This window comes from Pseudomonas frederiksbergensis (assembly GCF_003732275.1).
GTDB classification, from domain to species: domain Bacteria; phylum Pseudomonadota; class Gammaproteobacteria; order Pseudomonadales; family Pseudomonadaceae; genus Aquipseudomonas; species Aquipseudomonas frederiksbergensis_H.
The window spans coordinates 1,061,657-1,087,937 of record NZ_MOBM01000038.1 but is presented as its reverse complement, the minus strand read 5'-3'; the positions used below and the strand labels follow the sequence as shown (position 1 = coordinate 1,087,937).

Sequence of the window (26,281 nt, the reverse complement as noted above, 5' to 3'; positions counted from 1 at the left end):
GGGTAGGAGAGACGCCAAAGCGAGAGACGCATGCGATTGCAAGGTAGACCCCCATGAAAACTTCGTTCACCCCACAAGAGATCAAAATCACTTTTTGCACTGTCACCAGTTCATTCCTGCTGTGCTCATCCATGGAGGTGCAGGCCTCGCCTGCCGAGGACGAAACACCCCTCTGGTACAACCAGGCATTGCCGACCCTTACCTTGCCAACCGCCTCCGCCACGTATCCCGGCCGCTTACGCTTCAATCCAGACTTACAAAGCTCACGCCTGACGGTTGAAGATGCCTCGCCTTCAGCCTGGGACCACGTCTACGGAAAGACCTCACGGCAGGCCCAAACCGACTCTCTGGCCCAGGGTTCTTCTATCCCCGGCGCCAGCGAATTCAAAGGCCCGGCTCTGCTGACCGTACAAAGCAACAGCGGCCATACTCAACGGGTCGGACTGATCGGCGGCACCGCCCAATTCCAGGGCAATGACAACGGCCTGCTGACCAGTCGCGCGCTCGCCGACCCCGGCCATGACACGCTCAGCCTTCAAGGCCAAAGTCTCGGCGCCTACTGGAGCCTGACCGGTCCGCAAGGCTGGCACGTAGACTTGACGGCCAGCGGTGGCCGGGTCAACGGCTACAGTCGCAATGACCAGGGCGCGCGACAAGCCACCGAAGGCAGCGCGGTGACGTTCTCGGTGGAAGGTGGTTTCCCGATTGGTCTGGGTAATAACTGGGTGGTCGAACCCCAGGCGCAGTTGATCAATCAACGCGTTACCCTGGATACGCCCTATGCCGGCTCTGGAAATGCCTCATCCAGCGACATGACGTCCTGGAGCGGTCGGGTCGGGGCACGCTTGAAAGGCAGTTACGATATTAACGGCCTGCCGGTCGAACCCTATGTGCGGACCAACGTATGGCACACGGTGTACACCGGCAATACCGTAAGCCTGGATCAGGTCGACAAAATCAGCAGCAGCCGCAATTCATCGACAGTGGACGTGGGTCTGGGGCTGGTGGCCAGAGTGACGCCTTTGGTCAGCCTGTATGTCAGTGCCGATTACAGCAGCGATGTGGATGACAATGATTTGAACGGGTTGATTGGCAGCCTTGGGGTGCGGATGCGTTGGTGAGTGCATGACTCAAGAAGCGCTTTGTTCGGTCTGGCCCCTTCGCGAGCAAGCCCGCTCCCACATTGGTTTTGTGTACGACGACAATCCAATGTGGGAGCGGGCTTGCTCGCGAATGAAGCGACGCGATTTTAGATCAACCCTCCGGACGCAAAATCAACACCGCCAACGGCGGCAGGTTCAACTCCACAGAGAGGGCCTGGCCATGGCTCGGTTCTTCGTCGGTGAACACTCCGCCGCCGTTACCGTAATTGGACCCGGCATAAGTGTCGGCATCGCTGTTGATCAACTCGACCCAGCGCCCGGCAAACGGCACGCCGACGCGGTAGGCCTGTCGCGGCACGGGGGTGAAGTTGGCCACCACCAACACCGGCCGCCCGTCCTTGCTCCAGCGCAGCCACGCGTAGACGCTGTTGACCGCATCGTCGCCAATCAACCACTGGAAGCCTTGCGGGGCATCGTCCTGATCGTGCAGCGCCGGTTCTTCGCGATACAACCGATTCAGGTCACCGACCAGCTTGCGCACGCCTTGGTGTTCCGGGTATTGCAGCAAATACCAGTCCAGTTGCTGATCGTGATTCCACTCTCGCCACTGGCCGAACTCGCAGCCCATGAACAGCAGTTTCTTGCCGGGATGCGTCCACATGAAACTCAGATAAGCCCGCAGGTTGGCAAACTTCTGCCAGCGATCGCCGGGCATCTTGTCGATCAGCGAATGCTTGCCATGCACCACTTCATCGTGAGAAATCGGCAGGATGAAGCGCTCGGACCAGGCATACACCAGGCCGAAACTCAGCTCGTTGTGGTGATGGGCGCGGTATACCGGATCTTGCTGAATGTAATGCAGTGAATCGTGCATCCAGCCCATGTTCCACTTATAGGCAAAACCCAGCCCACCCTGTTGCGTGCTCTGGCTGACACCCGGCCACGCCGTGGATTCTTCGGCAATCACCAGTGCGCCCGGCGTTTCCAGGGCCACCACATCGTTGAGATGGCGGACGAAATCAATGGCCTCCAGATTCTCCCGACCGCCGTGACGGTTGGGCACCCATTCGCCGGCCTTGCGCGAGTAATCGCGATACAGCATCGACGCCACTGCGTCCACGCGCAGGCCATCAACGTGGAAATGCTTGAGCCAGTGCAGCGCCGACGCCAGCATGTAGCCATGCACCTCGGTGCGGCCCAGGTTGTAGATCAGCGTGTCCCAGTCCTGGTGAAAACCTTCCTGCGGGTTGCCGTACTCATACAGCGCGGTGCCGTCGAACTGCGCCAGGCCGTGGGTATCGGTGGGGAAATGCGCCGGCACCCAATCGAGGATCACGCCGATCTCGGCCTGGTGACAGGCATTGACGAACGCGGCGAAATCATCCGGCGTGCCGTAACGGGCACTCGGGGCGAATTGCGACAGCAGTTGATAACCCCAGGACCCACCGAACGGATGCTCCATGATCGGCATCAGCTCGATGTGGGTGAAGCCCAGTTCCTTCACATAAGGAATCAGCCGCTCGGCCAACTCGGGCCAGGTGTACTGACGGGCGACCTCGCCCAGGTCATCCAGCTCGCATTGCCAGGAGCCGGCGTGCAACTCGTAGATCGACAACGGTGCGCTCGTTCGCTGACGCTCGCCCCGCGACTGCATCCAGGCATGGTCCTGCCAGTCGATTTTCAGCGGCGAGGCGACTTTCGATGCAGTGTCCGGTGGCAAAGCGGTGGCAAGGGCCATCGGGTCGGCCTTGAGCGGCAGAATGCCGTGGGCGCCGAGGATTTCGTATTTATAGGCCTCCCCCGCTTGCAGGCGCGGGATGAACAATTCCCAGACGCCGGCAGGGTGGCGCAGGCGCATCGGATGGCGGCGCCCATCCCAGACGTTGAAATCGCCGACCACCGAGACCCTTCTGGCATTCGGCGCCCACACGGCAAAGCGCACGCCGTCGACGCCATCGACCGTCTTCAGCTGTGCGCCGAGGCAACTGCTCAGGTCGCGGTGATTGCCCTCGGCGAACAGGTACAAGTCCATCTCGCCGAGTAATGGGCCAAAGCTGTAAGGGTCCTCGGCGAGTTGCTCGCCACCGGCCCAACGGGTTCGCAACTGATAGGGTCGGGCCCGCTCGAAGTGCCCGACGAACAGCCCCGGGGTTTGGGTGGTCTCAAGGCTGCCGAGTTCTTCCCCGGATTCCTTGTCCACCACCTGCACGCTCAAGGCGTCCGGTAGATAAGCTCGAATGAATTGCCCGCCGGCGCCATCGCCGTGCGGGCCGAGAATTGCAAAGGGGTCTTGGTGCTCGGCACGTACCAACGCATCGATATCCCGCGTCCTGGGTAGCAGCGCCTGTCCCACATGCCCCTGTTCCTTGTTCGAGATACTCATGACTACTCTCCACCAAGATCGGAAAAGGGTTTGAGCCCACTCAATAACCCGTACAGACCGTGCAACGGCACGGGCAGCCAGGTGGGGCGATTTTCAGCCTCATAGGCCACTTCATAAGCCGCCTTCTCCAGACCGAACAACGCCAGCGCGGCGTCTTCGCCTTCAGGATCTTGCCATGCATGAGCAAGACTAGCTGCCGCCAGCCGATAAGCGTCGACAAATGCTTGCCTTGCCTCTTTCAGATAACGCTCGGCAACCCGTTGACGCGCCTCTTGGGCGGCGACGGTGTTATCGACGTTATGCACGTTGATCGTCATCGCCGCGGCGTAATCGAAGGAGCGCAACACGCCGCTGACATCTTTATAAGGGCTGTGCTTGCCTCGGCGCTCATGCAGCGGCCGCGCCGGCTCGCCCTCGAAATCGATCAGGTAGGCATCGCCCTTGATCACCAGCACCTGCCCCAGGTGCAAGTCACCATGGACGCGGATACGCAAACCGCCAGCAGCCTTTTTACCCAGTTCCTGGACATGGCTGAGGATGGATTTTTTGTTGTCCAGCAAACGACTGACCAATGCCTGATCCTCGGCGTTCAGTTCAGTTTGATGCTGCTTGAGTAACTTCAGGGCATGTTCCAGTTGCGCCGCCACATCCTTGGCCGAGGCCAAAGCATCTTTCTGGGTGGTGATCTGTGGGGCAAAGTCCGGATTGGCGCTCGGGGCGGCCAACATCTGATGCATTTCCCCCAGACGCTGGCCGAGCATGCCGGCAAAATCCTTCAGCTCGCCGAGGGCGTTGTAGTGCTGCTCCTGCTCGGACATGGCATCAGCGAGTTCGTCGCGAAGTGCCCGTTCGAGGTTGTTCTGGGTCCACTCCCACGCATCGCCCTGATTGCTCAAGTAGCCTTGGGCGATCATCAACAACGTGTCTTCGCCCGCCGCATCGCGACGAATCACCGCCCCCAGCAGTGGCGATATGTTTTGGAAACCGGCATGGGTCAGGTACGCACTCATTTCCAGTTCCGGATGCACGCCTGACGCGACCTTGCGGATCAGTTTCAGCACCAGGCTGCTGCCGATCACCACCGAACTGTTGGATTGCTCGGCGGACAGGTACCGCACCTCCGACTCGGCCGTCAGGCCAAGTCTGGCCAGTTCGTCGGTAGGCTCGAAGCGGATCTCGCCGCCGTCCGACGGCAACACCATGCCGGCCTGCATGCTCTGCAACACGGTATGAACAAAGCTGTCGAGGCTGAAGGCGTCGGTGATCAAGCCGACCTGACGCCCGCGCCGGACCCTGGCCAGCGCCAATTGCTGCGGCAACGCCGCGCCAACCTGTTCCTCGGAAATAAAGCCGAACGGCAATTGATAGCGGCTGGTCTGACCGCCGCTGGTGACGTCGATTTCACCCAGCAGCACTGGATGCTGCGGGTCGCCAAAACGCACGCCGTAAGCGAGGTTGACGTTGTCGATGATGCCGTCCTTGCCGGCGTACCAGCGGCGGTTCTGCAACCAGCTCGGCAGGATGCCCTGCTCCAGAGTACGTCGGGATGGCGCTTCGAGCAGCTCTTCCATGCGTTTCTTCAGCACCAGGGTGGTGAAGTCCGGCAGGCTTTGTGCCGGTTCCACGTGCCAGCTCGGCATTTGGTTTTCCGCCGCCAGCCCGAACCAATAGAAACCGTAAGGCGCCAGCGTCAGCAGGAAATTCAACTGGCCGATGGGCGGGAACGCATTGCCGCCGAGCATCTCCACCGGAACCATGCCGACGTAAGCCGACAGATCCAGTTCCGCCGCTTGCGCGCTGCGGGACACGTTGGCCACGCACAAAATAATCTCGTGCTTGCCGTCCGGGCCGGTGAATTCGCGGGTGTAAGCCAGAATCCGTCGATTGCTCGGCGAGAGCATCTTCAACGTCCCGCGACCGAAGGCCTTGGACTGCTTGCGCACCGCGAGCAGGCGCCGGTTCCAGTTCAACAATGAATGAGGGTCACCGGCCTGGGTTTCGACGTTGACCGACAGATAGCCGTAGAGCGGGTCCATGATCGGCGGCAGCACCAGGCTGGCCGGATCGGCGCGGGAGAACCCGCCGTTACGATCGATCGACCACTGCATCGGCGTGCGCACACCGTCGCGGTCGCCGAGGTAGATGTTGTCGCCCATGCCGATTTCATCGCCGTAATACAGGGTCGGCGTGCCGGGCATCGACAGCAGCAGGCTGTTAAGCAGTTCCACGCGGCGACGATCACGTTCCATCAACGGCGCCAGACGCCGGCGAATCCCCAGATTGATCCGCGCCCGACGGTCGGCGGCGTAGTAATTCCACAGGTAATCGCGCTCCCGGTCGGTGACCATTTCCAGGGTCAACTCATCGTGGTTGCGCAGGAAAATCGCCCACTGGCAGTTGGCGGGGATTTCCGGGGTCTGGCGCAGGATATCGGTGATCGGGAAGCGATCTTCCTGAGCCAGCGCCATGTACATGCGCGGCATCAGCGGGAAATGAAAGGCCATATGACATTCGTCGCCGTTCTGGCCACTGGCGTCGGTGTTGCCAAAGTACAGCTGAGTGTCTTCCGGCCACTGATTGGCTTCAGCCAGCAACATGCGGTCGGGGTAATTGGCGTCGATCTCGGCACGGATCTGCTTGAGGACGTCGTGGGTCTCGGGCAGGTTTTCATTGTTGGTGCCGTCGCGCTCAATCAGGTACGGGATCGCGTCCAGCCGCAGACCGTCGATGCCCATGTCGAGCCAGTAACGCATCACCGACAGCACCGCTTTCATGACCTGCGGGTTGTCGAAGTTCAGGTCTGGCTGGTGGGAATAGAAACGGTGCCAGAAGTACTGACCGGCCACCGGGTCCCAGGTCCAGTTGGACTTTTCGGTGTCGAGAAAGATGATGCGAGTGCCATCGTATTTCTGGTCGTCATCGGACCAGACGTAGAAGTCGCGGGCCGCCGAACCGGGCTTGGCCTTGCGCGCGCGCTGGAACCAGGCGTGCTGGTCCGAGGTGTGGTTGATGACCAATTCGGTAATCACCCGCAGGCCGCGTTTATGAGCCTCGGCAATGAAGCGCTTGGCATCGGCCATGGTGCCGTAGTCAGGATGCACACCACGGTATTCGGCGATGTCATAGCCATCGTCGCGTCGTGGCGAGGGGTAGAATGGCAACAGCCAGATGGTGTTGACGCCCAGATCGGCAATGTAATCGAGTTTGGCGATAAGGCCGGGAAAGTCGCCGATCCCGTCGTTGTTGGAGTCGAAAAAAGACTTAACGTGAACCTGGTAGATCACCGCATCCTTGTACCAGAGCGGGTCTTTGATAAAGGTGGCTGACCTGGGTTTCTTCGCCATTTGTAACTCCTGTTGAATTCAATAAGGCCACTAAGGCGAAACACTCTGCTGCCGAGGGCGGCTCTTTGTGGCGAGGGAGCTTGCTCCCGCTGGGTTGCGCAGCAACCCCATTGCAGTTCATCAGTTGCACCGCATTCACCGGGTTTGCGACTGCTTCGCCGCCGAGCGGGAGCAAGCTCCCTCGCCACAGGAGCGCGGTGTATTCAAGAGGCAGATATCCGCCAAATCCCGAACGGCTGATGCCACGGTTCGATCCGCATGAACTGGTACTTGCCGTGCCAGGTCCAGCGGTGGCCGTTCATCAAGTCTTCGCCCTGAGTGCTGGCATCGTCGGGCAGGCCCATTTCCCACAGCGGCAATTCGAAGTTCGCCTCTTGGGCGTGATGCGGATCGAGGCTGACCGCCACCAGAATGAAATTGCTGCCGTCGACGCTGCGTTTGCCGAAGTACAGAATGTTGTCGTTCCAGGCGTTGTAGACCTTCAGGCCCAGGTGCGTGTGCAACGCCGGGTTCTGCCGGCGGATGCGGTTGAGCTGGGCGATTTCGGCAATGATGTTGCCCGGCGCGTTGAAGTCCCGTGGGCGGATTTCGTACTTCTCGGAATTGAGGTATTCCTCCCGGCCCGGCACCGGTGCCGCTTCACACAGTTCAAAACCCGAATACATGCCCCACAGCCCGGAGCCCATGGTCGCCAGCGCGGCACGAATCAGAAAACCCGCGCGCCCGGATTCATGCAGGAACGCCGGGTTGATGTCCGGCGTGTTGACGAAAAAATTCGGCCGGTAGCATTCACGCCACGGCGACTCGTTGAGTTCGGTGAAGTAAGTCGCCAGCTCGGTCTTGGTGTTGCGCCAGGTGAAATAGGTGTAGCTCTGGGAGTAACCGACCTTGCCCAAACGCGCCATCATCGCCGGGGTGGTAAAGGCTTCGGCCAGGAAGATCACCTCGGGGTACAGCGCCCGCACATCGGCGATCATCCACTGCCAGAACGGCAACGGTTTGGTATGAGGATTGTCGACGCGAAACAGCTTCACGCCCTCCTTGACCCAACCCACGACGATGTCACGCAACTCGATCCAAAGACTGGGAATAGCATCCACGGCATAGAAGTCGACGTTGACGATGTCCTGGTATTTCTTCGGCGGGTTCTCGGCGTATTTGATCGTGCCGTCCGGCCGCCAGTTGAACCAGCCCGGGTGCTGTTTGAGCCACGGGTGATCCTGGGAACACTGAATCGCAAAGTCGAGGGCAATTTCCAGCCCATGCTCGGCAGCGGCCGCAACGAGCCGGCGAAAATCTTCGCGAGTGCCCAATTCCGAGTGAATCGCCTCGTGCCCGCCCTCTTCGCTGCCAATGGCGTAAGGGCTGCCCGGATCGTCGGGGCCGGCGATCAACGAGTTGTTCGGGCCTTTGCGGTAGCTGCGGCCGATCGGGTGGATCGGCGTGAAGTACAGCACGTCGAAACCCATGTCCTGGATCATCGGCAGCCGCGAATGCACGTCGTTGAAGGTGCCGTGGCGGGCCGGGTCATCGGTGATCGAGCGCGGAAACAGTTCATACCAACTGGCGAACTGCGCCAGCGCTCGCTCTACGTCCACCGGGTATTCAGGGCTCAGGTTCAGCGAGGGACGATGGTCGGCCTGGGCCATCAAGTCCGCGCTACGCTGGTGCAGAAACAAAGCAACCTGCTCGGTTTCGAGCAGACCGGACAATTCATGGTGCAACGCCGCCAGTTGTTCACTGAGCTGACCTTCGGAGCGTTCGGCGGCCTGCTGGACGTGAGTGCGCCCTTCCTGCAGCTCCAGGCTGACCGAAACGCCAGCGACGTGCTTTTTTTCCAGCTCATAACAAAAACTGGCGAACTGATCGATCCAGGCTTCGAGGCAGAACACATAGCGGCCCTGCTTCTCGACACGGAACTGGCCCTGCCAGCCGTTATTGCCCAACTCGGCCATCACCTCGCTCTGCCAGGTTTCGTCGCCGTCGGCACGCCAACGGATGCGCACGGCCAGTTTGTCGTGACCGTCGGCAAACACTTTACTGGTCACCACCACGTCCTGATCAATCACGGCTTTAACGGCGAATTGCCCGCCATCGAGGATCGGCATGGTGTTTTCGATCACGATCCGCGGCAGCAACAATGCCTGGGACAGCGGTATATGCGGGTTGTAGCTCGCCTCTGTGGGTTTTTCAGCGGTCATCGAGCATCTCTCCTTAACGCCCCAAGGACGCTCTTGTGCCTGGTCGTCGTTCACACGAAGCGGTCTGCCCCGACATGAACTCACTTAAGTTCCGAACAGCAGGCGCCGGTAAAAGTTCAGAGGGATTTGCCAAGTCTTTCGGGGAATCAAATTCCCTGTGTACGGGTCAACCAACTTAAGCACGACTCACGCCATCTGCCACTGGAGACGATCGATGAGCATTCCAATCCCGGCCGAGACACCCGATCCGAACATCGATGAGCCGACGATTCCGCCAACACCGCCAACTCCGCCGACCGAACCCGGCCCCATCCCCGAGCAGGAACCGCCAGGCACCAGCCCGCCGCCCCGGGAGGAGCCGCCGAGCTCCCAGCCGCCGGAAATCGTGAGTCCGTGAACAGTGCTCCCGACGCATGAAGGTTTTACGGGTTTCGATCCTTTTCAATCTGGCGCACCACGACAGGCATCACACCGAGAATCACCAACGCCAGCAACGTACTGAGCAGCGCCGTCGCCTCGCGGCCCATCCCGGCTGAAACGCCAATGGCCGCCGTCATCCACAAACCGGCAGCGGTGGTCAGGCCTTTGACATGGCCCTCGTCGCCATCAGTATTTTTCAGGATAGTCCCGGCCCCGAGAAAGCCGATGCCGGCGATCACGCCCTGCACCACCCGGCTCATGGCGTCGGCCTGGGATCCTGACATCTGCGGCACCAGCACAAACAGCGCCGCGCCCAGCGCTACCAGCATATGGGTGCGAATCCCGGCGGCCTTACCTTTCTGCTCACGTTCGAAACCGAGAATGCCGCCCAGCAAAGCGGCCATTAGCAATCGCACTGTAATGCGCGTCAGTTGCGAGGCGTCGCCGATGTCGGCGAACTCCGCTTGCAGCGTCACCCAAACCTCGTGCCACCAGGCATCCATGGCGCAGTCCTTGTGATGATGTAATGACCCGATAGAGGATGGACCGCACCCACCATTAATCGGTTGCACAGAACGATGATCGGCGCACGCGTCCTAACACTTCAGAATCCGCCGAAAAAAGGACGCCTCCATGACCGTGCGCATCGAAAACCAGACCTGCTTCTTCATCACCCAAAACAGAGAAGAAATCCGTCTTTGCTCCGACGTGACCATCATCACCGACGGGGAAAAATCCATGTCGGCGGTCGACCTCGACGACCAGCGCATCTATATCACCGAAGCAGAAGCCGATGCATTGACCGTAGCAGGCGCAGTGGATGAACGCCGGCATTTGAAGGCCACGGACAGTGATTCGGTGATTTGACTGAGCCGCATCAACATACGCCGCAAACACCTGGCACAGGCGTTTGCGGCCTGCCGTTGCGGGTGCATCAAGTTGTCGCAGGCAGGAGCCAGAAACTCATCTGATCCTCTTTTTATTGCTTTAGCTGAGTCTGTTATGCAAACAGATCGCTGGTCATAGTGCTCAGGCCTGATGGAGGCTGATGAGCGAAAGACCATGAGCGATAGAATCCCCGTCCGAACCGTTGAAACGTTCGAGCCTTTGCGTCCAAAGATAAAGGCCAAATCCAGCGACAACCTGATCCATACCCGCAGCTTCACGGGCTTGTTCCGCACCCTGCGCATGAGTGGCGCGGGGGTTCTGTTTCTGCTGTTCTTCGGCACGGTGTGGCTGAACTGGGGTGGCCGCCAGGCGGTGCTCTGGGACCTTTCCGAAAGCAAATTTCACATCTTCGGCGCGACCTTCTGGCCACAGGATTTCATTCTGCTTTCGGCGCTGCTGATCATCGCCGCATTCGGCCTGTTTGCGATCACCGTGTTCGCAGGCCGGGTCTGGTGCGGTTACACCTGCCCGCAGAGTTCCTGGACCTGGATCTTCATGTGGTGCGAGAAGCTCACCGAAGGCGAACGCAACCAACGGATCAAACTGCAAGCTGCGCCCTGGGGCCTGAACAAACTGGTCCGCCGCACGGCCAAACATACCCTGTGGCTGGCAATCAGCCTGCTCACGGGCCTGACCTTTGTTGGCTACTTCACACCGATCCGTCCGCTGGCCGAGGAGCTGCTGACCTTGCAAATCGGCGGTGTCAGCCTGTTCTGGGTGCTGTTCTTTACCGGGGCTACTTACATCCATGCCGGTTGGCTGCGCGAAGCGGTGTGCATGCACATGTGCCCGTATGCGCGGTTCCAGAGCGTGATGTTCGACAAGGACACCCTGACCATTTCCTACGACGTGGCCCGCGGCGAAAACCGTGGCCCGCGCAAACGTGACGTGAAACCCGCCGAGGTCGGGCTGGGTGATTGCATCGATTGCCAACTGTGCGTGCAGGTCTGCCCGACCGGCATCGACATTCGCGACGGCTTGCAGATGGAATGCATCGGTTGCGCCGCGTGCATCGACGCCTGTGATTCGATCATGGACAAAATGGGCTACGCCCGTGGGCTGATCAGCTACACCTCGGAGCATGAGTTGCAGGGTGGCAAGACCCACCTGTTGCGCCCGCGCTTGATCGGCTACAGCGCGGTGCTGCTGGTGATGATCGGCGCCCTCGCCCTGGCGCTGGTGGAGCGGCCGATGGTGTCGCTGGACGTGAGCAAGGACCGTGGCCTGTTCCGCGAGAACAGTGAAGGCCAGATCGAAAACATCTACAGCCTGAAGGTCATCAACAAGACCCAGCAACGTCAGGACTACCGATTGACGCTGGTCGATGGTGACGGCTTTCAGCTGCAAGGCAAGACCGAACTGAGCCTGGCCCCCGGTGAGATCGTCGACGTACCGGTGTCGGTGGCCATGACCACGGATCGCCCGAGCAGCAGCTCGCAGACCATCAGTTTCAAGGTTGTCGACAGTGATGAACCGGACATCTATAGCGTGGCCAAGAGCCGGTTTGTTTCGCCGATGAACCGTTGAGCCTTTAAGATGCAGTCCTTTGTCAGATGCGGTCCTCTGTGGCGAGGGAGCTTGCTCCCGCTCGGCTGCGTAGCAGTCGTAAATTTTTGGGGGCGCTTCGCACCCAGCGGGAGCAAGCTCCCTCGCCACAACAGCGCACCCACTGAGTAACTTCAAACCGGGACTCAAATGAAACGCTACGAAAAATTCGCCGACGACATCGCTGAACTGATCCGCTCCGGCGTCCTCGGTCCCGGCCAGCGAGTGCCATCGGTGCGCTACGCCAGCCAGACCTACGGCGTCAGCCCGTCCACGGTGTTCCAGGCCTATTACCTGCTCGAACGCCGCGGCCTGATCCGCGCCCGACCGCGTTCCGGTTACTTCGTCAATGTACATGCACCGAGCCCGTTCTCGGAGCCGGTGATCAGCAGCCAGGTCAACGAGTCCACCAAAGTCGACGTCAGTGAACTGGTGTTCTCGGTGCTGGACTCGATCAAGGACCCGAACACCGTGCCCTTCGGCTCGGCTTTCCCCAGCCCCACGTTGTTCCCGCTGCAACGGTTGTCCCGTTCGCTGATCAATGCCGCCCGGGAAATGGACCCGCGCATGGTCGTCACCGACATGTCGCCGGGTAACCCGCAACTGCGTCGCCAAATCGCCCTGCGCTACATGGTCGGCGGGCTGATGTTGCCCATGGAAGAATTGCTGATCACCAGCGGCGCCCTCGAAGCGCTGAACCTGTGCCTGCAAGCAGTCACCGAACCCGGCGATCTGGTGGCCATCGAAGCCCCGGCGTTCTACGCCAGCCTGCAAGTGCTGGAACGCCTGAAGCTCAAAGCGGTGGAAATTCCCGTCCACCCGCGAGACGGCATCGACCTCGGCGTGCTCGCCCAAACCCTGGAACGGCATCCGATCAAGGCCTGTTGGTGCATGACCAGTTTCCAGAACCCGATGGGCGCGACCATGCCCGAAGCGAAGAAACAGGAGCTGGTGGAGTTGTTGCGCCGCCATCAGGTGCCGCTGATCGAGGACGACGTCTACGCCGAGCTTTATTACGGCCAACAGGCGCCAAAACCGGCCAAGGCTTTCGATACTGAGGGTCTGGTGATGCATTGCGGCTCGTTCGCCAAGAGCCTGGCCCCCGGTTATCGCATCGGCTGGGTCGCCGCTGGGCGGTATGCGCAGAAAGTCGAACGCCTGAAGCTCATGACCTCGCTCTGCGCTTCGATGCCCGCCCAGGCCGCCATCGCCGATTACCTGCAACACGGCGGCTATGACCGGCACCTGCGCAAACTGCGCTACGCCCTGGAAGAACAGCAAAGCGCCATGCTCGCCGCCATCGCCCGCTACTTCCCGGCCCAGACCCGCGTCAGCCAACCGGCCGGCGGCTACTTCCTGTGGCTGGAACTGCCGCCGCAGATGGATTCGTTGAAGTTGTTTCAGATGGCATTGGCGCAAGGGATCAGCATTGCGCCGGGGCCGATCTTTTCACCGACCCAGCGGTTCAGGAATTGTATTCGGCTGAATTATGGCAGCCCTTGGACCGAGGATTCGGAGAAGGCGATGGAGACGTTGGGCAGGATCGTACGGTCGTTCTGAAGGTTTGATGTCGTTTGAAAGATGGCTATCGCGAGCAGGCTCGCTCCCACAGGGCTCGGTAATGTTCACAAATGATGTGTTCACACAGATCCACTGTGGGAGCGAGCCTGCTCGCGATGAGGCCAGAACAGACGGCGCCAACCTTAAGGATTAACGCCCGCCTCCCAGGTCGACGAAAGTCCCCGTCGCATACGAAGCCTTATCCGACAACAACCAAACAATCGCCTCCGCCACTTCATCTGGCCGCCCACCCCGAGCCATCGGGATCGCCGACTCCAGCTTGCTGACCCGATCCGGATCACCGCTCAATGCATGGAAATCGGTGTAGATGTAGCCCGGCCGCACGGCGTTGACGCGAATCCCCTCGCCCGCCACTTCCTTGGACAGGCCGATGGTGAAGGTGTCCAGCGCGCCTTTGGACGCGGCGTAGTCGACATATTCGCTGGGGGCGCCCAAGCGGGCAGCGACCGACGACACGTTGACGATGCTGCCACCCTGCCCGCCATGTTTGGGCGACATGCGCAGGATCGCGTGTTTGGCGCAGAGGATCGGCGCCAGAACGTTGGTCTTGAGGATTTTCAGAATACGGAATTCGGACATTTCGTCGATCCGCGACTTTTGCCCGACAGTGCCGGCGTTATTCACCAGCGCCGTGACCCGACCGAGTTCGGTGTCTACGCGGTGGAACAGGCCGATCACCTCATCTTCGATGCTGACATCGGCGCGCACGGCAATGGCCTGGGCGCCGAGTGCGCGGACTTGTTCCAGCACACTGTGCGCTGCCTGTTCGTCGGACTGATAGTTGATACAGATCCGATAGCCTTGTTCTGCGGCCAACAGGGCCGTGGCGGCGCCGATTCCGCGGCTGCCTCCGGTGATGACGATGACTTTGTCCATGCTGGCATTTCCCCCGTTTCAAGCGTAAGCAGTCGGGGCCAAGAATAACCGCCATTGCGCGGTTTTGCATGAACCTGCGTCAATTCCAATGACACAAACCTGTGGCGAGGGAGCTTGCTCCCGCTGGAGTGCGCAGCGCTCCCAATCCAGGCCGCAGCGGTACATCAGGTAAATCGAGGTGTCTGGTTTACGACTGCTACGCAGCCGAGCGGGAGCAAGCTCCCTCGCCACAGGGGTCCATCAGCCAGTAGCCAATTGCTCCCCACGGTGAATGTCGGCCATGAAGCGATCAGCAGGCAACGGATGCCCCAGCAGATATCCCTGCAACGAGTCGCAGCCCAATTGGGTCAGGAAGTCTTGCTGGACATCGGTTTCCACCCCTTCGGCCACGATCCGCAAACCCAAGGCCTGGCCGAGGGCGACGATGGCCGAGACGATGGCCGCATCGTCGCTGTCGTGTTCCAGATCGCGGACGAAACCCCGGTCGATCTTCAATTCATTGGCCGGCAGGCGCTTGAGGTACATCAAGCTCGAATAGCCGGTGCCAAAGTCATCGATGGACAGGTCAACGCCCATTTCCGAGAGTTCCTGCAGCACCGTCATGCTCGCATCGGCGTCGCTCATGGCGGTGGTTTCGGTGATTTCCAGGGTCAGGCTGTTGGCCGGCAAATGGTGAGTGGCCAGGGCCTTGGCGACGCTCTGAACCAACCCGGCGTGGCAGAACTGCAAGGCCGAGAGGTTCACCGCAATGCGCCAGTCGGTGTAACCAAGCACGTACCACTCGCGCATCTGACGACAGGCTTCGTCGAGCACCCACTCGCCTATCGGGATGATCAGCCCGGTCTTTTCCGCAAGATCGATGAAGCTGTCCGGCTGCAGCATGCCCTCGCTGGGGTGCATCCAGCGCAGCAACGCCTCGGCGCCCACTGCTCGGCCATTGCCGGCGTCGAACTTGGGTTGGTAATAGAGACTGAACTGCTGCTGATCGACGGCATTGCGCAGGTCTTGCAGCAATTGCAGCTGTTTGCGCGCGTTGCTGTTCATCGAGGTGTCGAAGAAGCGGTGGCCGTTTTTCCCGGCGCCCTTGGCGTGGTACATCGCGGCGTCGGCGTTCATCAGCAATTCCTCGGCGGTGTGACCGTTGCCCGGATAGAGCGCGATGCCGACGCTGGCGGAAATCTGCAAGTCATGTTCCGCGACCCGGAACGAGCGCCCGATCAGCCCCACCTGTCGCGCCGCCAGGTTCAGCGCGTCATTCGGCTCGGTGAGTTGCACCAGCAGCACAAACTCATCGCCGCCGATCCGCGCCAAGGTGTCCTGGCTGCGCAAATCCTCGCGCAGGCGCAGGCTGACCTCACGCAGCAACTGGTCGCCCATGTGGTGTCCGAAGGCATCGTTGACCGGTTTGAAGCCGTCCAGATCAATGAACATCAACGCAAAACAGCCGCCCTGCTCCTGCACCCTCGACATCGCCTGATCGATGCGATCGGCCAGCAACACTCGGTTCGGCAGCCCGGTCAGGGTGTCGTGCAACGCCAGTTGGGTGAGTTCGCGATTGGCCTCGGTCAGTGATTGGGCGAGCTGCGCAGTGCGAGCCTCCAGACGGGCATCGAGGATCGAGGTGAGCAAGGCAATGCTCAACACTGCCAGGGTGGTGATCAGAACAAGATTATCCAGGCCCTTGCCGTTCAGGCCATCGACCGCCGCGCCACAGAAACTGCCGTCGGCAAAGCGCGCCGCGGCCATGCCGGTGTAGTGCATGCCGACGATGGCGATGCCCATGATCACCGCTGCACCGCCGCGAATCAGACGAACATACGGTGCGTGCTGGCGCAGGCGAAACGCGATCCATAACGCCGCGCCCGATGCGCCAACGGCAATCAGCAGCGACGCGCTAAACAGTGCAGGGTCGTAATCAATGCCCGGCTGCATGCGCATGGCGGCCATGCCGGTGTAATGCATCGCACTGATGCCTGCGCCCATGACCAAGGCGCCGAACGCCAGTTGCCAGGCCGGTAGTTGTGTCTGGCTGACCAGCCACAGGGCAAAGCCGCAGGACAGGACTGCAATCAATAGGGACAGCGCCGTAAGGGTAACGTCGTAGCCCAGATCGATCGGCAATGTGAACGCGAGCATGCCGATGAAATGCATCGACCACACGCCGATCCCCATCGCAAAAGCGCCACCCGCCGTCCACAGATGCGCCGCCCGGCCCTTGGCCGTGGTGATGCGACCGGTGAGGTCGAGCGCGGTATAAGAGGCAAGTATCGCCACACAGAGCGATATGAAAACCAGGGTAAAGGAATAACTACCGATGAGCATGGGACTTCTCGTGACCGCCCCCGCCGTGCTGCGTTCATTAACGGGGAGCAAAGTCGGCGATTGTACTGATTCCGCGGACGAACGCACTCACAAAGTAATCAAAGGGCCATCAAGACGATGAAACGTTTGGGTGGTCGCGGCACAGGGCAGTGAAGGCAATAATCATCTGTGGCGAGGGAGCTTGCTCCCGCTCGGCTGCGCAGCAGTCGCAAGCCGGTTGACGCGTTTTGTCTGAACGTATGCGTCAACACCTATGGGACGGCTTCGCCGTCCAGCGGGAGCAAGCTCCCTCGCCACAGGCAAGCCCCTCGCCACGATGTTGCGTTATTGCTTGTCGCTCACCTGAAGCTGCCCGTCCCATCCGCCGCCCAGTGCGGCAATCAATTGCACGCTGGCGATCAAGCGGCTCTGCAGCAAGCTCAGCACGTTGCGCTCGTTGCTCAACGCCGTGGCCTGAACCACCACCACATCCAGATAAGCAATCACCCCTGCCTTGTACTGATTCTGGGTCAACCGCAGAGACTCACGCGCCGCATCCAGGGCTTCCTGGCGCACCTTGGCTTCGTCTTCCAGCACCTTGAGCTGCACCAGATAGTTTTCCACTTCACGGAAGCCATCGAGCACGGTCTGGCGGTACTTGGCGACGGTCTCGTCATAGGCCGCTTCGCTGCGATCGACTTCCGCCGAACGCTGCCCACCGTCGAACAGGGTCATGGCCAGTTGCGGCCCGACCGACCAGAAGCGGTTCGGCACGCTGATCCAGTTATTAGTGGTGCTGCTGCTATAACCGCCGTTCAGGCTCAGGGTCAGGTCTGGGTAGTAAGCGGCTTTGGCCACGCCGATATTGGCGTTGGCGGCCATCACCGAGCGTTCGGCGGAGGCGATATCCGGGCGGCGTTCCAGCAACTGCGACGGCAGGCTCAGCGGCACCTGCGGCAATGCCGGGATGTCTTGGGTTTCAGCCAGGCTGAACTCGGCCGGCGGCAGACCAATCAGTACGGCGATGGCGTTCTCGAACTGCGCGCGCTGCCAGATCAGGTCGACCATCTCTGCCTGGGTGCTTTTGAGCTGCGTGGTGGCCTGGGCCACTGCGTCCTTGCCGGAGACACCGGCGCGGTACTGGTTTTCGGTCATGGTCAGCGAGCGCTGATAGGCCTCGACCGTCGCTTCCAGCAGGCGTTTCTGTTCGTCGATCACCCGCAGTTGCAGGTAGTTCTGCACCAGCTCCGATTGCTGGCTCAGGCGCATCGCCGCCAGGTCGGCAAAACTCGCCTCGGCGTTGGCGGTGTCGGCTTCCAGGCCTCGGCGCAATTTGCCCCAGACGTCCGCTTCCCAACTGACCCCGGCCTGCGCCGTGTAAGTGTCGCGAATACCGCTGGAGGAACTGCTCAGGCTCGAACTGCTGCTACCGGTGCCCTGGCTGGAACGGGTTTTCCCGACTGTCAGGTCCACCGTCGGGAAAAACGCACCCCGGGCGCTGCGCACCAAGGCCTGGGCCTGGCGGTACTGGGCTTCGGACTGGGCGACAGTCTGGTTGGCGCTGTTGAGTTTTTCGATCAAGCCATTGAGCTGCTGATCGCCATACAGCTCCCACCAGGCACCGCGCGCCAGAGAATCGCTGGGATTGGCCTGACGCCAGCCAGCCGCTTCCTTGTACTGTGCCGGCGCGGCGGCTTGCGGGCGCTGGTAATCCGGGCCGATAGCGCAGGCGCTGAGCATCGCCACGCACAGCGACAGGCTCAGCAAGCGCGAGCCTCGGGCCGTGATCAGCGGTGCAGTCAGGTTGATAAGCGAACGGTCAGTCATAGCGGAGTTTCCAGAGCAGCATCGGTACGCACCCCACGCCAGTGGTTGAAGCGATGGCGCAGTTTGTCGAGATAGAGGTAAACCACCGGGGTGGTGTAAAGGGTCAGCACTTGGCTGAAGACCAGCCCGCCGATGATGGTCAGGCCCAGCGGCTGACGCATTTCCGCCCCTTCGGCCCGGCTCAGCAACAACGGCAAGGCGCCAAGGATCGCCGCCAGGGTGGTCATCAAAATCGGCCGCAGCCGTTGCAGACAGGCGCTGCGGATCGACTCCAGCGGCGCCAGGCCCTGGTGCCGTTCCAGTTGCAGCGCCAGGTCGATCATCAGAATCGCGTTTTTCTTCACCACGCCGATCAGCAGGAACAGCCCGAGCAAGGAGATCAGGCTGAACTCGCCGCCCAGCACGTAGATCGACAACAACGCTCCGACACCGGCGGACGGCAAGGTCGAGAGAATGGTCAGCGGATGGATGTAGCTTTCATACAGCACGCCCAGCACCAGATACACCGCCACCAGCGCGCCGAGAATCATCCACGGCTGGCTCTTCTGGGTGGCGGCAAACGCATCGGCGGTACCGGCCATTTTCGCGATCACGTCTTCCGGCAGACCGACCTTGGCAATCGCCCGCTCGATGGCCGCCGAGCCCTGCTCCACCGTCACGCCTTCGGCCATGTCGAAAGCGATGCTCTCCGACGCGAACTGGCCTTCGTGGCTGACCCGGTCGTCTTCCAGGCTGTTTTCGTAATGGGCAATGGTCGACAGCGGAATCCGCGCACCGTCGGCGGTGATCACCTGCACTTGCTTGAGCGTGACCGGGTCCTGCGCGTATTTCGGGTTGACCTCCATCACCACCTGATACTGGTTGAGGCTGTCGTAGATCGTCGAAATCTGCCGCTGGCTGTAGGCGTTGTTCAGCACCGCCGTGACCATGTCCATGTCCACGCCCAGACGCTTGGCCTGATCACGATCGACAATCAGGGTCACTTGCTGGGCGCCACGGCCTTCACGCGCATCAATCGCCGTCAGTTCCGGCAGCGCCTTGAGGGCGGTGACGACTTTCGGATACCACTCACGCAATGCGCCAAGATCGCCGCTTTGCAGGATGTAGGAATATTGCGAAGTGGTCTGCTCGCGGCCGCCGCCAAATTGCAGGTCCTGATCGGCCATCAGCATCAATTGCGCACCGGGCACCTTGGGCATTTCCTTGCGCAGGCGTTCGATGACTTTCTGCGCGGACACGTTGCGTTCCTTGATCGGCTTCAGTCGCACCAGCATGAAGGCGTTGTTGGTGCCGTTGTTGCCACCGATGAACCCGGCGACGCTTTGCACCGCCTCGTCCTTGAGCACGGCGCGGCGGAAGATTTCCATCTTCGGCTGCATCACGCTGAATGACAGGCCATCGTCGCCGCGCACGAAACCGATCAATTGACCGGTGTCCTGCTGGGGTAAAAATGTTTTAGGAACAACAACATACAACGCGATATTCACGCCAATCGTCACGAACAGACTGAGCAAGGTCAGCCGACGGTGACGCAACACCCAGTCGAGGCTGGTGGCGTATTTGCCGACCATCCACTCGTTGGTTCGCTGGCTCCAGCGTTGCAAACGGTTTTCCTGCCCCGGTGTATGCGGCTTGAGCCAGCGCGCACAGAGCATCGGCGTCAGCGTCAGCGACACCAGCAACGACACTACGATCGCGGCCGCCAGGGTGATAGAAAACTCGCGGAACAGGCTTTCGATGATCCCGCCCATGAACAGGATCGACAGGAACACCGCCACCAGCGAGACGTTCATCGACAGCAGCGTGAAGCCGACTTCCTGGGCCCCAAGATACGCGGCCTTCATCGGTGGCACGCCCTTGTCGATGTGCCGGGAAATGTTCTCCAGCACCACGATGGCATCGTCCACCACCAGCCCGGTAGCCAGGATCAGTGCCATCAGCGACAGGTTGTTCAGAGAGAACCCGTAGAGGTACATCACCGCAAACGTGCCCACCAGCGACACCGGCACCGCCAGGGTCGGAATCAGCGAGGCGCGGAAATTACCGAGGAACAGGAACACCACCAGAATCACCAGCGCCACGGCAATCAGCAGGGTCATTTCCGCTTCATGCAGGGTGGCCTTGATCACCGGCGAACGGTCCATCGCCAGGTTCAGCTTGACGCTGGCCGGCAACACGGCCTGCAACGCCGGCAACTGCGCCTTGATCTCGTTGACCGTCTCGATGATGTTGGCGCCGGCCTGGCGGTTGATCACCAGCAACACCGCCGCGTCGTCGTTGAAGAAGCCGCTGTTGTAGCGGTCCTCGACGCCGTCACTGACCTTGGCCACATCCTTCAGGCGCAGGGCCGCGCCGTCCGCGTAGTGAATGATCAGCGACTCGTAGTCCTTGGCCTTTTCCAGTTGATCGTTGGCCTGAACCTGCCACAGCCGCTGGCTGTCTTCGACCGAGCCCTTGGGCCGGCGCACGTTGGCGTTGGCGATGGTGTTGCGCACGTCATCCAGGGCCACGCCGTACTGGTTGAGCGCCTGGGGTTCGAGTTCGATGCGCACCGCCGGCAACGAACTGCCACCGATCTGCACTTCACCCACGCCCTGCACCTGCGACAGGCTCTGGGACAAAATGGTCGAGGCCAAATCATAGAGCTGGCCTTTTTCCAGCACATCCGAGGTCAGCGACAACACCATGATCGGCGCCTGGGAGGGGTTGACCTTCTTGTAGGTGGGCATGCTGCGCATGCCGCTCGGCAGCAAATTGCGCGAGGCATTGATCGCCGCCTGCACTTCCCGCGCCGCGCCGTTGATGTCGCGGTCCAGGTCGAACTGCAGAATCACCCGCGTCGAGCCTTGGCTGGAACGGCTGCTCATGGTGTTGACCCCGGCGATGGCGCCGAAGGAACGCTCAAGCGGTGTGGCCACGGTCGAGGCCATGACCTCAGGGCTCGCACCGGGCAAACTGGCCTGAACCACGATCACCGGGAAGTCCATCTGCGGCAGCGGCGATACCGGCAACAGGCCGAAGCTCACGCCGCCCAGCAATATGATCGCCAGGCTCAACAACATCGTTGCGACCGGGCGCTTGATGAAAGGACCGGACAGGTTCATCGACGCCAGCTCCCGACATCCACCCCTGTGGGAGCGAGCCTGCTCGCGATGAGGCCTGCACATTCAATATCGATGCTTACTGCCCCACCGCTATCGCGAGCAGGCTCGCTCCCACAAGGGGTGCGCCTTGCAGGGGCAGATTTGTCTTTGCGAGCCATCATACCGCCGCCTCTTGGACGTCGGACTTGCCGAAACGGCGTCCCAACCGATCGAAGTACAAGTAGATAACAGGCGTGGTAAACAACGTCAGCACCTGACTCACCAGCAAGCCACCGACCATCACCAGACCCAAAGGCTGGCGCAGCTCCGCCCCGGAACCGGTGGCCAGCATCAACGGCACCGCGCCGAACAACGCCGCCAGGGTGGTCATCAGAATTGGCCGGAAACGCAGCAGCGCTGCCTGATAGATCGCGGTTTGCGGGTCCATGCCCTGATTGCGTTCAGCCTCGAGGGCGAAGTCGATCATCATGATCGCGTTCTTTTTCACGATACCGATCAGCAGGATGATGCCGATGATCGCGATCATCCCCAGGTCATTGCCGCTCAACAGCAACGCCAGCAAGGCGCCGACCGCCGCCGAGGGCAAGGTCGAGAGAATGGTGATCGGGTGAATGTAACTCTCGTAGAGCACGCCGAGCACGATGTACATGGTCACCACCGCCGCCAGAATCAGCAGCAAGGTGCTCGACAGCGACGCCTGGAACGCTTCGGCCGCGCCCTGGAACTGGGTCTGCACGCCAATCGGCATGCCGATGTCTTTCTGCACCTGATCGATGATCTGCACCGCATGCCCCAACGCCACGCCGGGCGCCAGGTTGAAGGACATCATCACCGCCGGGAACTGGCCAATGTGGGTGATCGCCAGTTGCGCCTGACGTTCCTCGACATGCGCCAGGCTGGACAGGCGCACCTGGCCGCCATCGGTGGTCTTGACGTGAATCTGGTTCAGCGCATCCGGGCCGATCTTCTCGCCGGACTGCGACTGCAGCACCACGCGGTATTGGCTGGCCTGGGTGTAAATGGTGGAAATCTGCCGCTGACCGAAGGCGTCGTACAGCGCGTCGGTGATGTTCGACACCGATACACCGACCCGCGACGCCGCATCACGGTCGATCACCAGATACACCTGCAAGCCCTTGTCCTGCAAATCACTGGCGACGTCGGTCAATTCCGGTCGTTGCGCCAGGGCTTCCACCAGACGCCCGCTCCACAGGCTGAGCAACTCGGAATCCGGCGACGACATGCTGAACTGGTACTGCGTGCGGCTGACCCGATCTTCGATGGTCAGGTCCTGCACTGGCTGCATGAACAGGCGAATGCCGATCAGCTTGTCCAATTCCGGTTGCAGACGCGCAATCACTTCGGTGGCGCTCAGGTCGCGATTGCTGTGGGATTTGAGGTTGATCAGCAGCCGACCGCTGTTCAGCGTCGAGTTGTCACCGTCGACTCCGATGTAGGACGACAGGCTCTCCACGGCCGGATCGGCGAGGATCACCTTGGCCAGTTCCTGCTGCCGCTCGCTCATCGCCGCGAAGGAAATCGACTGTGGCGCCTCGGAAATACCCTGGATCACCCCGGTGTCCTGCACCGGGAAGAAGCCCTTGGGCACCACCATGTACAGGAACACGGTCAATGCCAGCGTGCCGATGGCCACCATCAGGGTCAGCGGCTGGTGCTTGAGAACCCACTTTAACTTGCACCCGTAAGCCGCGATCATCCAATCAATTGCGGCGCCACTGGAGCGATAGAAACGGCCCTGCTCTGCTTCCTTGGGCTCACGCTTGAGCAGCCGCGCGCACATCATTGGCGTCAGGGTCAGGGAGACGACAAGGGAAATCAGGATCGCCACCGCCAGGGTGATCGCAAACTCGCGGAACAAGCGCCCCACCACGTCCGCCATGAACAACAGCGGAATCAACACCGCGATCAGCGACAGCGTCAGGGAAATCAGGGTGAAACCAATCTGCTTGGCGCCCTTGAGCGCCGCTTGCAGCGGGCTGTCGCCCTCTTCGATAAATCGGGAAATGTTCTCCAGCATGACGATCGCATCGTCCACCACGAAACCGGTGGCGATGGTCAGCGCCATCAGGGTCAGGTTGTTGACCGAAAAGCCTGCGAGGTACATCACGCCGAAGGTGCCGATCAACGACAGTGGCACGGCCACCGACGGAATGATCGTGGCGCTGGCCCGCCGCAAGAACAGGAACGTGACCATCACCACCAGCGCGATGGCGATCAGCAGTTCGTGTTGCACGTCGGTGACCGAGGCGCGGATGGTCTGGGTGCGGTCGGTGAGCACTGTAACGTCGAGACCGGCCGGCAGGTTGTCGGTGATGCTTGGCAGCAAGGCCTTGATCCGATCGACTACTTCGATGACGTTGGCGCCGGGCTGGCGCTGGATGTTCAGCAATACCGCCTGGTTTTCATTGGCCCACGCCGCCAGACGTTCGTTCTCGGCGCCGTCGACGATCTCCGCCACGTCTTTGAGCCGCAACGGCGCGCCGTTGCTGTAGGCCAGAATCAGGTTGGCGTAATCCTTCGGTGAGGTCAGCTGATCGTTGGCGTCGAGCATCGACACCCGAGTCGGCCCGTCGAAGTTGCCCTTGGGCTGATTGACGTTGGAGGCGCCGATCAGAGTGCGCACGTCCGACAGGTTCAGGCCATTGGCCGCCAAGGCCTCTGGGTTGACCTTGATCCGCACTGCCTGACGCTGGCCGCCGGCAATGCTGACCATGCCGACGCCGCTGATCTGGGCGATTTTTTGCGCCATGCGGGTGTCGACCAAATCATTGAGCTTGGGCAACAGCATGGTTTTGGAGGTGATGGCGAGGGTCAGCACCGGGGTGTCCGCCGGGTTGACCTTGTTGTACACCGGCGGTGCCGGCAAGTCCTTGGGCAGCAAATTGGTCGCAGCGTTGATCGCGGCCTGCACTTGCTGCTCGGCAACGTCCATGTTGATGTCGAGGCTGAACCGCAGGGTCAGCACCGAAGCGCCGCCGGAACTGGTCGAGGCCATCTGGGTCAGGCCGGGCATCTGCCCGAACTGACGCTCCAGTGGTGCAGTCACGGCGCTGGTCATGACATCCGGGCTGGCGCCGGGATAGAGCGTCATGACGCGAATGGTCGGGTAGTCGACCTGGGGCAATGCCGACACTGGCAGCAGCCGATAAGCGATCACGCCGGCCAGAATAATCGCCAGCATGCTCAGGGTCGTGGCGACCGGGCGAAGGATGAACAGCCGCGAGATGTTCATGCGCCGCCCTTTTTCGCCTTGTCGGTGGCCGTCGCGTCAGGTGCAGTGGCGGCCGACTTGCCTTGCAGGTGTTCGGTCGGGGTGGTCGGCACATCCTTGCTGTCGTTGACGACCTCCACTTCGCTGCCTTCTTTCAGGCGGTCGGTGCCTTCCAGCACCACCCGATCACCAGCGGCCAGGCCTTCGGTGATCACCGTGTTGTCACCGTCACTGGCGCCGACTTTCAACTGGCGGATGGTGACCTTCTTGTCGCCGTCCATGGCATAGACGAACGTACCGTTGGTGCCGAACTGGATCGCCGCCGAGGGCGCAAGCACCACACCCTTGAGGGTGTCGGCCAGCAAGTGGACGTTGACGAATTGATTGGGGAACAGCGCTTGATCGCGGTTCTCGTAACGGGCCTTGAATTTCAGGGTGCCGGTGGTGACGTCGATCTGGTTATCCAGGCTCTGCAACACGCCAGTGGCCTGCAATTTGGTGTCACCACGGTCCCAGGCTTCGGCGGGCAGTTTGGCGCCGGTGCGATAGCGGGCCAGCACGGTGTCCAGGCTGTTTTCCGGCAAGGTGAACGCCACGCTGATCGGTTGGGTCTGGGTGATGATCACCAGCGCCGTGGTGTCGTTGGCCGCCACAAGGTTGCCGACATCCAGCTGACGCAGGCCTACGCGCCCGGCGATCGGGGCGCGAATCTTGGTGAATTCCAGGTTGAGCTTGGCGTCGTTGACCGCCGCCTGATTGGTCTTGACCGTGCCCAGGTACTGGCCGACCAATGCTTCGGCGGTGTCCAGGGTTTGCTTGGCGATACTGTCTTCGCGGTACAGGCCGCGATAGCGCTCGACATCGACTTGGGCGTTTTTCAGTTGTGCCTGATTCTGCAGCAAGGTGCCTTCGGCCTGGAGCAAGGCGTTCTGGTAAGGACGCGGGTCGATCTCGGCCAGCAGGTCGCCCGCCTTGACCATTTGCCCTTCTTCGAAATAAACCTTGACCAGTTCGCCACCGACGCGGCTGCGCACATTGATGGTGTTCAGCGCGGTCACGGTGCCCAGCGCCTTGTAATACAACGGGAAATCGCCTTTGACCGCCGGCGCCACGCGCACCGGAACCGGCCCGCTCGCCCCACCAAACCCCGGACGCATTCCCCCCGACCGGCCTGTATGCCCGGCAACGGCTTTCTGCCCTGCGCCCTCCTTCGGGCTGCTGCCTGCGGGCCAGAACTTCCAGCACAGGCCAGCGATGACCAACAGGACAAGCAGGCCGAACAGCCAGCGACGAGGATTGCGGGAAGCGGAGGATTGCATGGAATGATCAACCATTGGGCGCGTGAGCTTCTTTCTACGGGAGGCTGAACGATAAGCACTGGCGGGTATTAAGCAAAGCGCCTTTACCGGCAATTTA

The 26,281-nt window shown here is 61.0% G+C and carries 15 protein-coding genes; 5 read left to right on the top strand and 10 right to left on the bottom strand.

From position 1 onward, the window contains the following. Nucleotides 1–53 precede the first annotated feature (53 nt). On the top strand, nt 54–1,121 hold the full coding sequence (locus BK662_RS24395; protein WP_123359631.1) for an autotransporter domain-containing protein: 1,068 nt from the start codon (nt 54–56) through the stop codon (nt 1,119–1,121). A gap of 133 nt (nt 1,122–1,254) precedes the next feature. Here the strand turns inward: BK662_RS24395 and glgB are convergent, their stop codons facing one another. The 3 genes from glgB to BK662_RS24380 form a co-directional block, all read right to left on the bottom strand. Further along, nucleotides 1,255–3,486: a 1,4-alpha-glucan branching protein GlgB gene (glgB, locus tag BK662_RS24390; protein ID WP_123359632.1), complete on the bottom strand. Its 2,232-nt coding sequence runs from the start codon at nt 3,484–3,486 to the stop codon at nt 1,255–1,257. 2 nt (nt 3,487–3,488) lie between these two features. Continuing rightward, on the bottom strand, nt 3,489–6,830 hold the full coding sequence (gene treS, locus BK662_RS24385) for a maltose alpha-D-glucosyltransferase (RefSeq protein ID WP_123359633.1): 3,342 nt from the start codon (nt 6,828–6,830) through the stop codon (nt 3,489–3,491). A 203-nt stretch (nt 6,831–7,033) separates the two neighbouring features. Further along, nucleotides 7,034–9,031, bottom strand: coding sequence for an alpha-1,4-glucan--maltose-1-phosphate maltosyltransferase (locus BK662_RS24380; RefSeq protein ID WP_123359634.1), 1,998 nt, complete (start codon nt 9,029–9,031; stop codon nt 7,034–7,036). Between the two features lie 214 nt (nt 9,032–9,245). On the opposite strand from BK662_RS24380, the gene BK662_RS24375 reads away from it, so the two are divergent. Further along, the gene (locus tag BK662_RS24375) at nt 9,246–9,428 is read left to right on the top strand and encodes a hypothetical protein (protein ID WP_123359635.1); all 183 of its coding nucleotides are present in this window, start codon (nt 9,246–9,248) and stop codon (nt 9,426–9,428) included. 25 nt (nt 9,429–9,453) lie between these two features. Here BK662_RS24375 and BK662_RS24370 read toward each other — a convergent pair whose 3' ends face one another. Beyond that, a complete protein-coding gene (locus BK662_RS24370; RefSeq protein ID WP_123359636.1) occupies nt 9,454–9,954 on the bottom strand; it encodes an MgtC/SapB family protein in 501 nt (166 codons plus the stop codon). A 130-nt stretch (nt 9,955–10,084) separates the two neighbouring features. On the opposite strand from BK662_RS24370, the gene BK662_RS24365 reads away from it, so the two are divergent. The 3 genes from BK662_RS24365 to mapR all read left to right on the top strand — a co-directional run bounded on the left by BK662_RS24365 (nt 10,085) and on the right by mapR (nt 13,504). Then, nucleotides 10,085–10,318: a DUF3203 family protein gene (locus BK662_RS24365; protein ID WP_123359637.1), complete on the top strand. Its 234-nt coding sequence runs from the start codon at nt 10,085–10,087 to the stop codon at nt 10,316–10,318. Between the two features lie 195 nt (nt 10,319–10,513). Further along, on the top strand, nt 10,514–11,926 hold the full coding sequence (gene ccoG / locus BK662_RS24360) for a cytochrome c oxidase accessory protein CcoG (protein WP_123359638.1): 1,413 nt from the start codon (nt 10,514–10,516) through the stop codon (nt 11,924–11,926). Between the two features lie 168 nt (nt 11,927–12,094). After that, nucleotides 12,095–13,504 carry a GntR family transcriptional regulator MpaR gene (gene mapR, locus BK662_RS24350; protein WP_123359639.1) on the top strand — a complete coding sequence of 470 codons (1,410 nt, stop codon included), beginning with the start codon at nt 12,095–12,097 and terminating at the stop codon, nt 13,502–13,504. A 150-nt stretch (nt 13,505–13,654) separates the two neighbouring features. Here mapR and BK662_RS24345 read toward each other — a convergent pair whose 3' ends face one another. From BK662_RS24345 to BK662_RS24320, 6 genes are all read right to left on the bottom strand, one after another. Then, nucleotides 13,655–14,401 (bottom strand): SDR family oxidoreductase, encoded by a 747-nt coding sequence (locus tag BK662_RS24345; protein WP_008069154.1) that lies wholly within the window; start codon nt 14,399–14,401, stop codon nt 13,655–13,657. A 240-nt stretch (nt 14,402–14,641) separates the two neighbouring features. Continuing rightward, nucleotides 14,642–16,723: a putative bifunctional diguanylate cyclase/phosphodiesterase gene (locus BK662_RS24340; protein WP_123359640.1), complete on the bottom strand. Its 2,082-nt coding sequence runs from the start codon at nt 16,721–16,723 to the stop codon at nt 14,642–14,644. Nucleotides 16,724–17,047: 324 nt separating this feature from the next. Then, complete coding sequence (locus BK662_RS24335) at nt 17,048–18,529, bottom strand: efflux transporter outer membrane subunit (protein ID WP_123359641.1); 1,482 nt, start codon at nt 18,527–18,529, stop codon at nt 17,048–17,050. Then, nucleotides 18,526–21,633 (bottom strand): efflux RND transporter permease subunit, encoded by a 3,108-nt coding sequence (locus BK662_RS24330; protein WP_123359642.1) that lies wholly within the window; start codon nt 21,631–21,633, stop codon nt 18,526–18,528. Before BK662_RS24330 ends, BK662_RS24335 begins: the two co-directional genes overlap by 4 nt. Nucleotides 21,634–21,790: 157 nt before the next feature. Beyond that, nucleotides 21,791–24,886 carry an MdtB/MuxB family multidrug efflux RND transporter permease subunit gene (locus BK662_RS24325; RefSeq protein ID WP_123359643.1) on the bottom strand — a complete coding sequence of 1,032 codons (3,096 nt, stop codon included), beginning with the start codon at nt 24,884–24,886 and terminating at the stop codon, nt 21,791–21,793. Next, complete coding sequence (locus tag BK662_RS24320) at nt 24,883–26,199, bottom strand: MdtA/MuxA family multidrug efflux RND transporter periplasmic adaptor subunit (protein WP_123359644.1); 1,317 nt, start codon at nt 26,197–26,199, stop codon at nt 24,883–24,885. The genes BK662_RS24325 and BK662_RS24320 overlap by 4 nt, the downstream gene beginning before the upstream one ends. Nucleotides 26,200–26,281: the final 82 nt, after the last annotated feature.

Excerpts from the sequence above, each read along its gene's own strand:
- BK662_RS24395 (WP_123359631.1), top strand. The coding sequence starts at position 54 with ATGAAAACTTCGTTCACCCCACAAGAGATCAAAATCACTTTTTGCACT.
- glgB (WP_123359632.1), bottom strand. The coding sequence starts at position 3,486 with ATGAGTATCTCGAACAAGGAACAGGGGCATGTGGGACAGGCGCTGCTA.
- treS (WP_123359633.1), bottom strand. The coding sequence starts at position 6,830 with ATGGCGAAGAAACCCAGGTCAGCCACCTTTATCAAAGACCCGCTCTGG.
- BK662_RS24380 (WP_123359634.1), bottom strand. The coding sequence starts at position 9,031 with ATGACCGCTGAAAAACCCACAGAGGCGAGCTACAACCCGCATATACCG.
- BK662_RS24375 (WP_123359635.1), top strand. The coding sequence starts at position 9,246 with ATGAGCATTCCAATCCCGGCCGAGACACCCGATCCGAACATCGATGAG.
- BK662_RS24370 (WP_123359636.1), bottom strand. The coding sequence starts at position 9,954 with ATGGATGCCTGGTGGCACGAGGTTTGGGTGACGCTGCAAGCGGAGTTC.
- BK662_RS24365 (WP_123359637.1), top strand. The coding sequence starts at position 10,085 with ATGACCGTGCGCATCGAAAACCAGACCTGCTTCTTCATCACCCAAAAC.
- ccoG (WP_123359638.1), top strand. The coding sequence starts at position 10,514 with ATGAGCGATAGAATCCCCGTCCGAACCGTTGAAACGTTCGAGCCTTTG.
- mapR (WP_123359639.1), top strand. The coding sequence starts at position 12,095 with ATGAAACGCTACGAAAAATTCGCCGACGACATCGCTGAACTGATCCGC.
- BK662_RS24345 (WP_008069154.1), bottom strand. The coding sequence starts at position 14,401 with ATGGACAAAGTCATCGTCATCACCGGAGGCAGCCGCGGAATCGGCGCC.
- BK662_RS24340 (WP_123359640.1), bottom strand. The coding sequence starts at position 16,723 with ATGCTCATCGGTAGTTATTCCTTTACCCTGGTTTTCATATCGCTCTGT.
- BK662_RS24335 (WP_123359641.1), bottom strand. The coding sequence starts at position 18,529 with ATGACTGACCGTTCGCTTATCAACCTGACTGCACCGCTGATCACGGCC.
- BK662_RS24330 (WP_123359642.1), bottom strand. The coding sequence starts at position 21,633 with ATGAACCTGTCCGGTCCTTTCATCAAGCGCCCGGTCGCAACGATGTTG.
- BK662_RS24325 (WP_123359643.1), bottom strand. The coding sequence starts at position 24,886 with ATGAACATCTCGCGGCTGTTCATCCTTCGCCCGGTCGCCACGACCCTG.
- BK662_RS24320 (WP_123359644.1), bottom strand. The coding sequence starts at position 26,199 with ATGGTTGATCATTCCATGCAATCCTCCGCTTCCCGCAATCCTCGTCGC.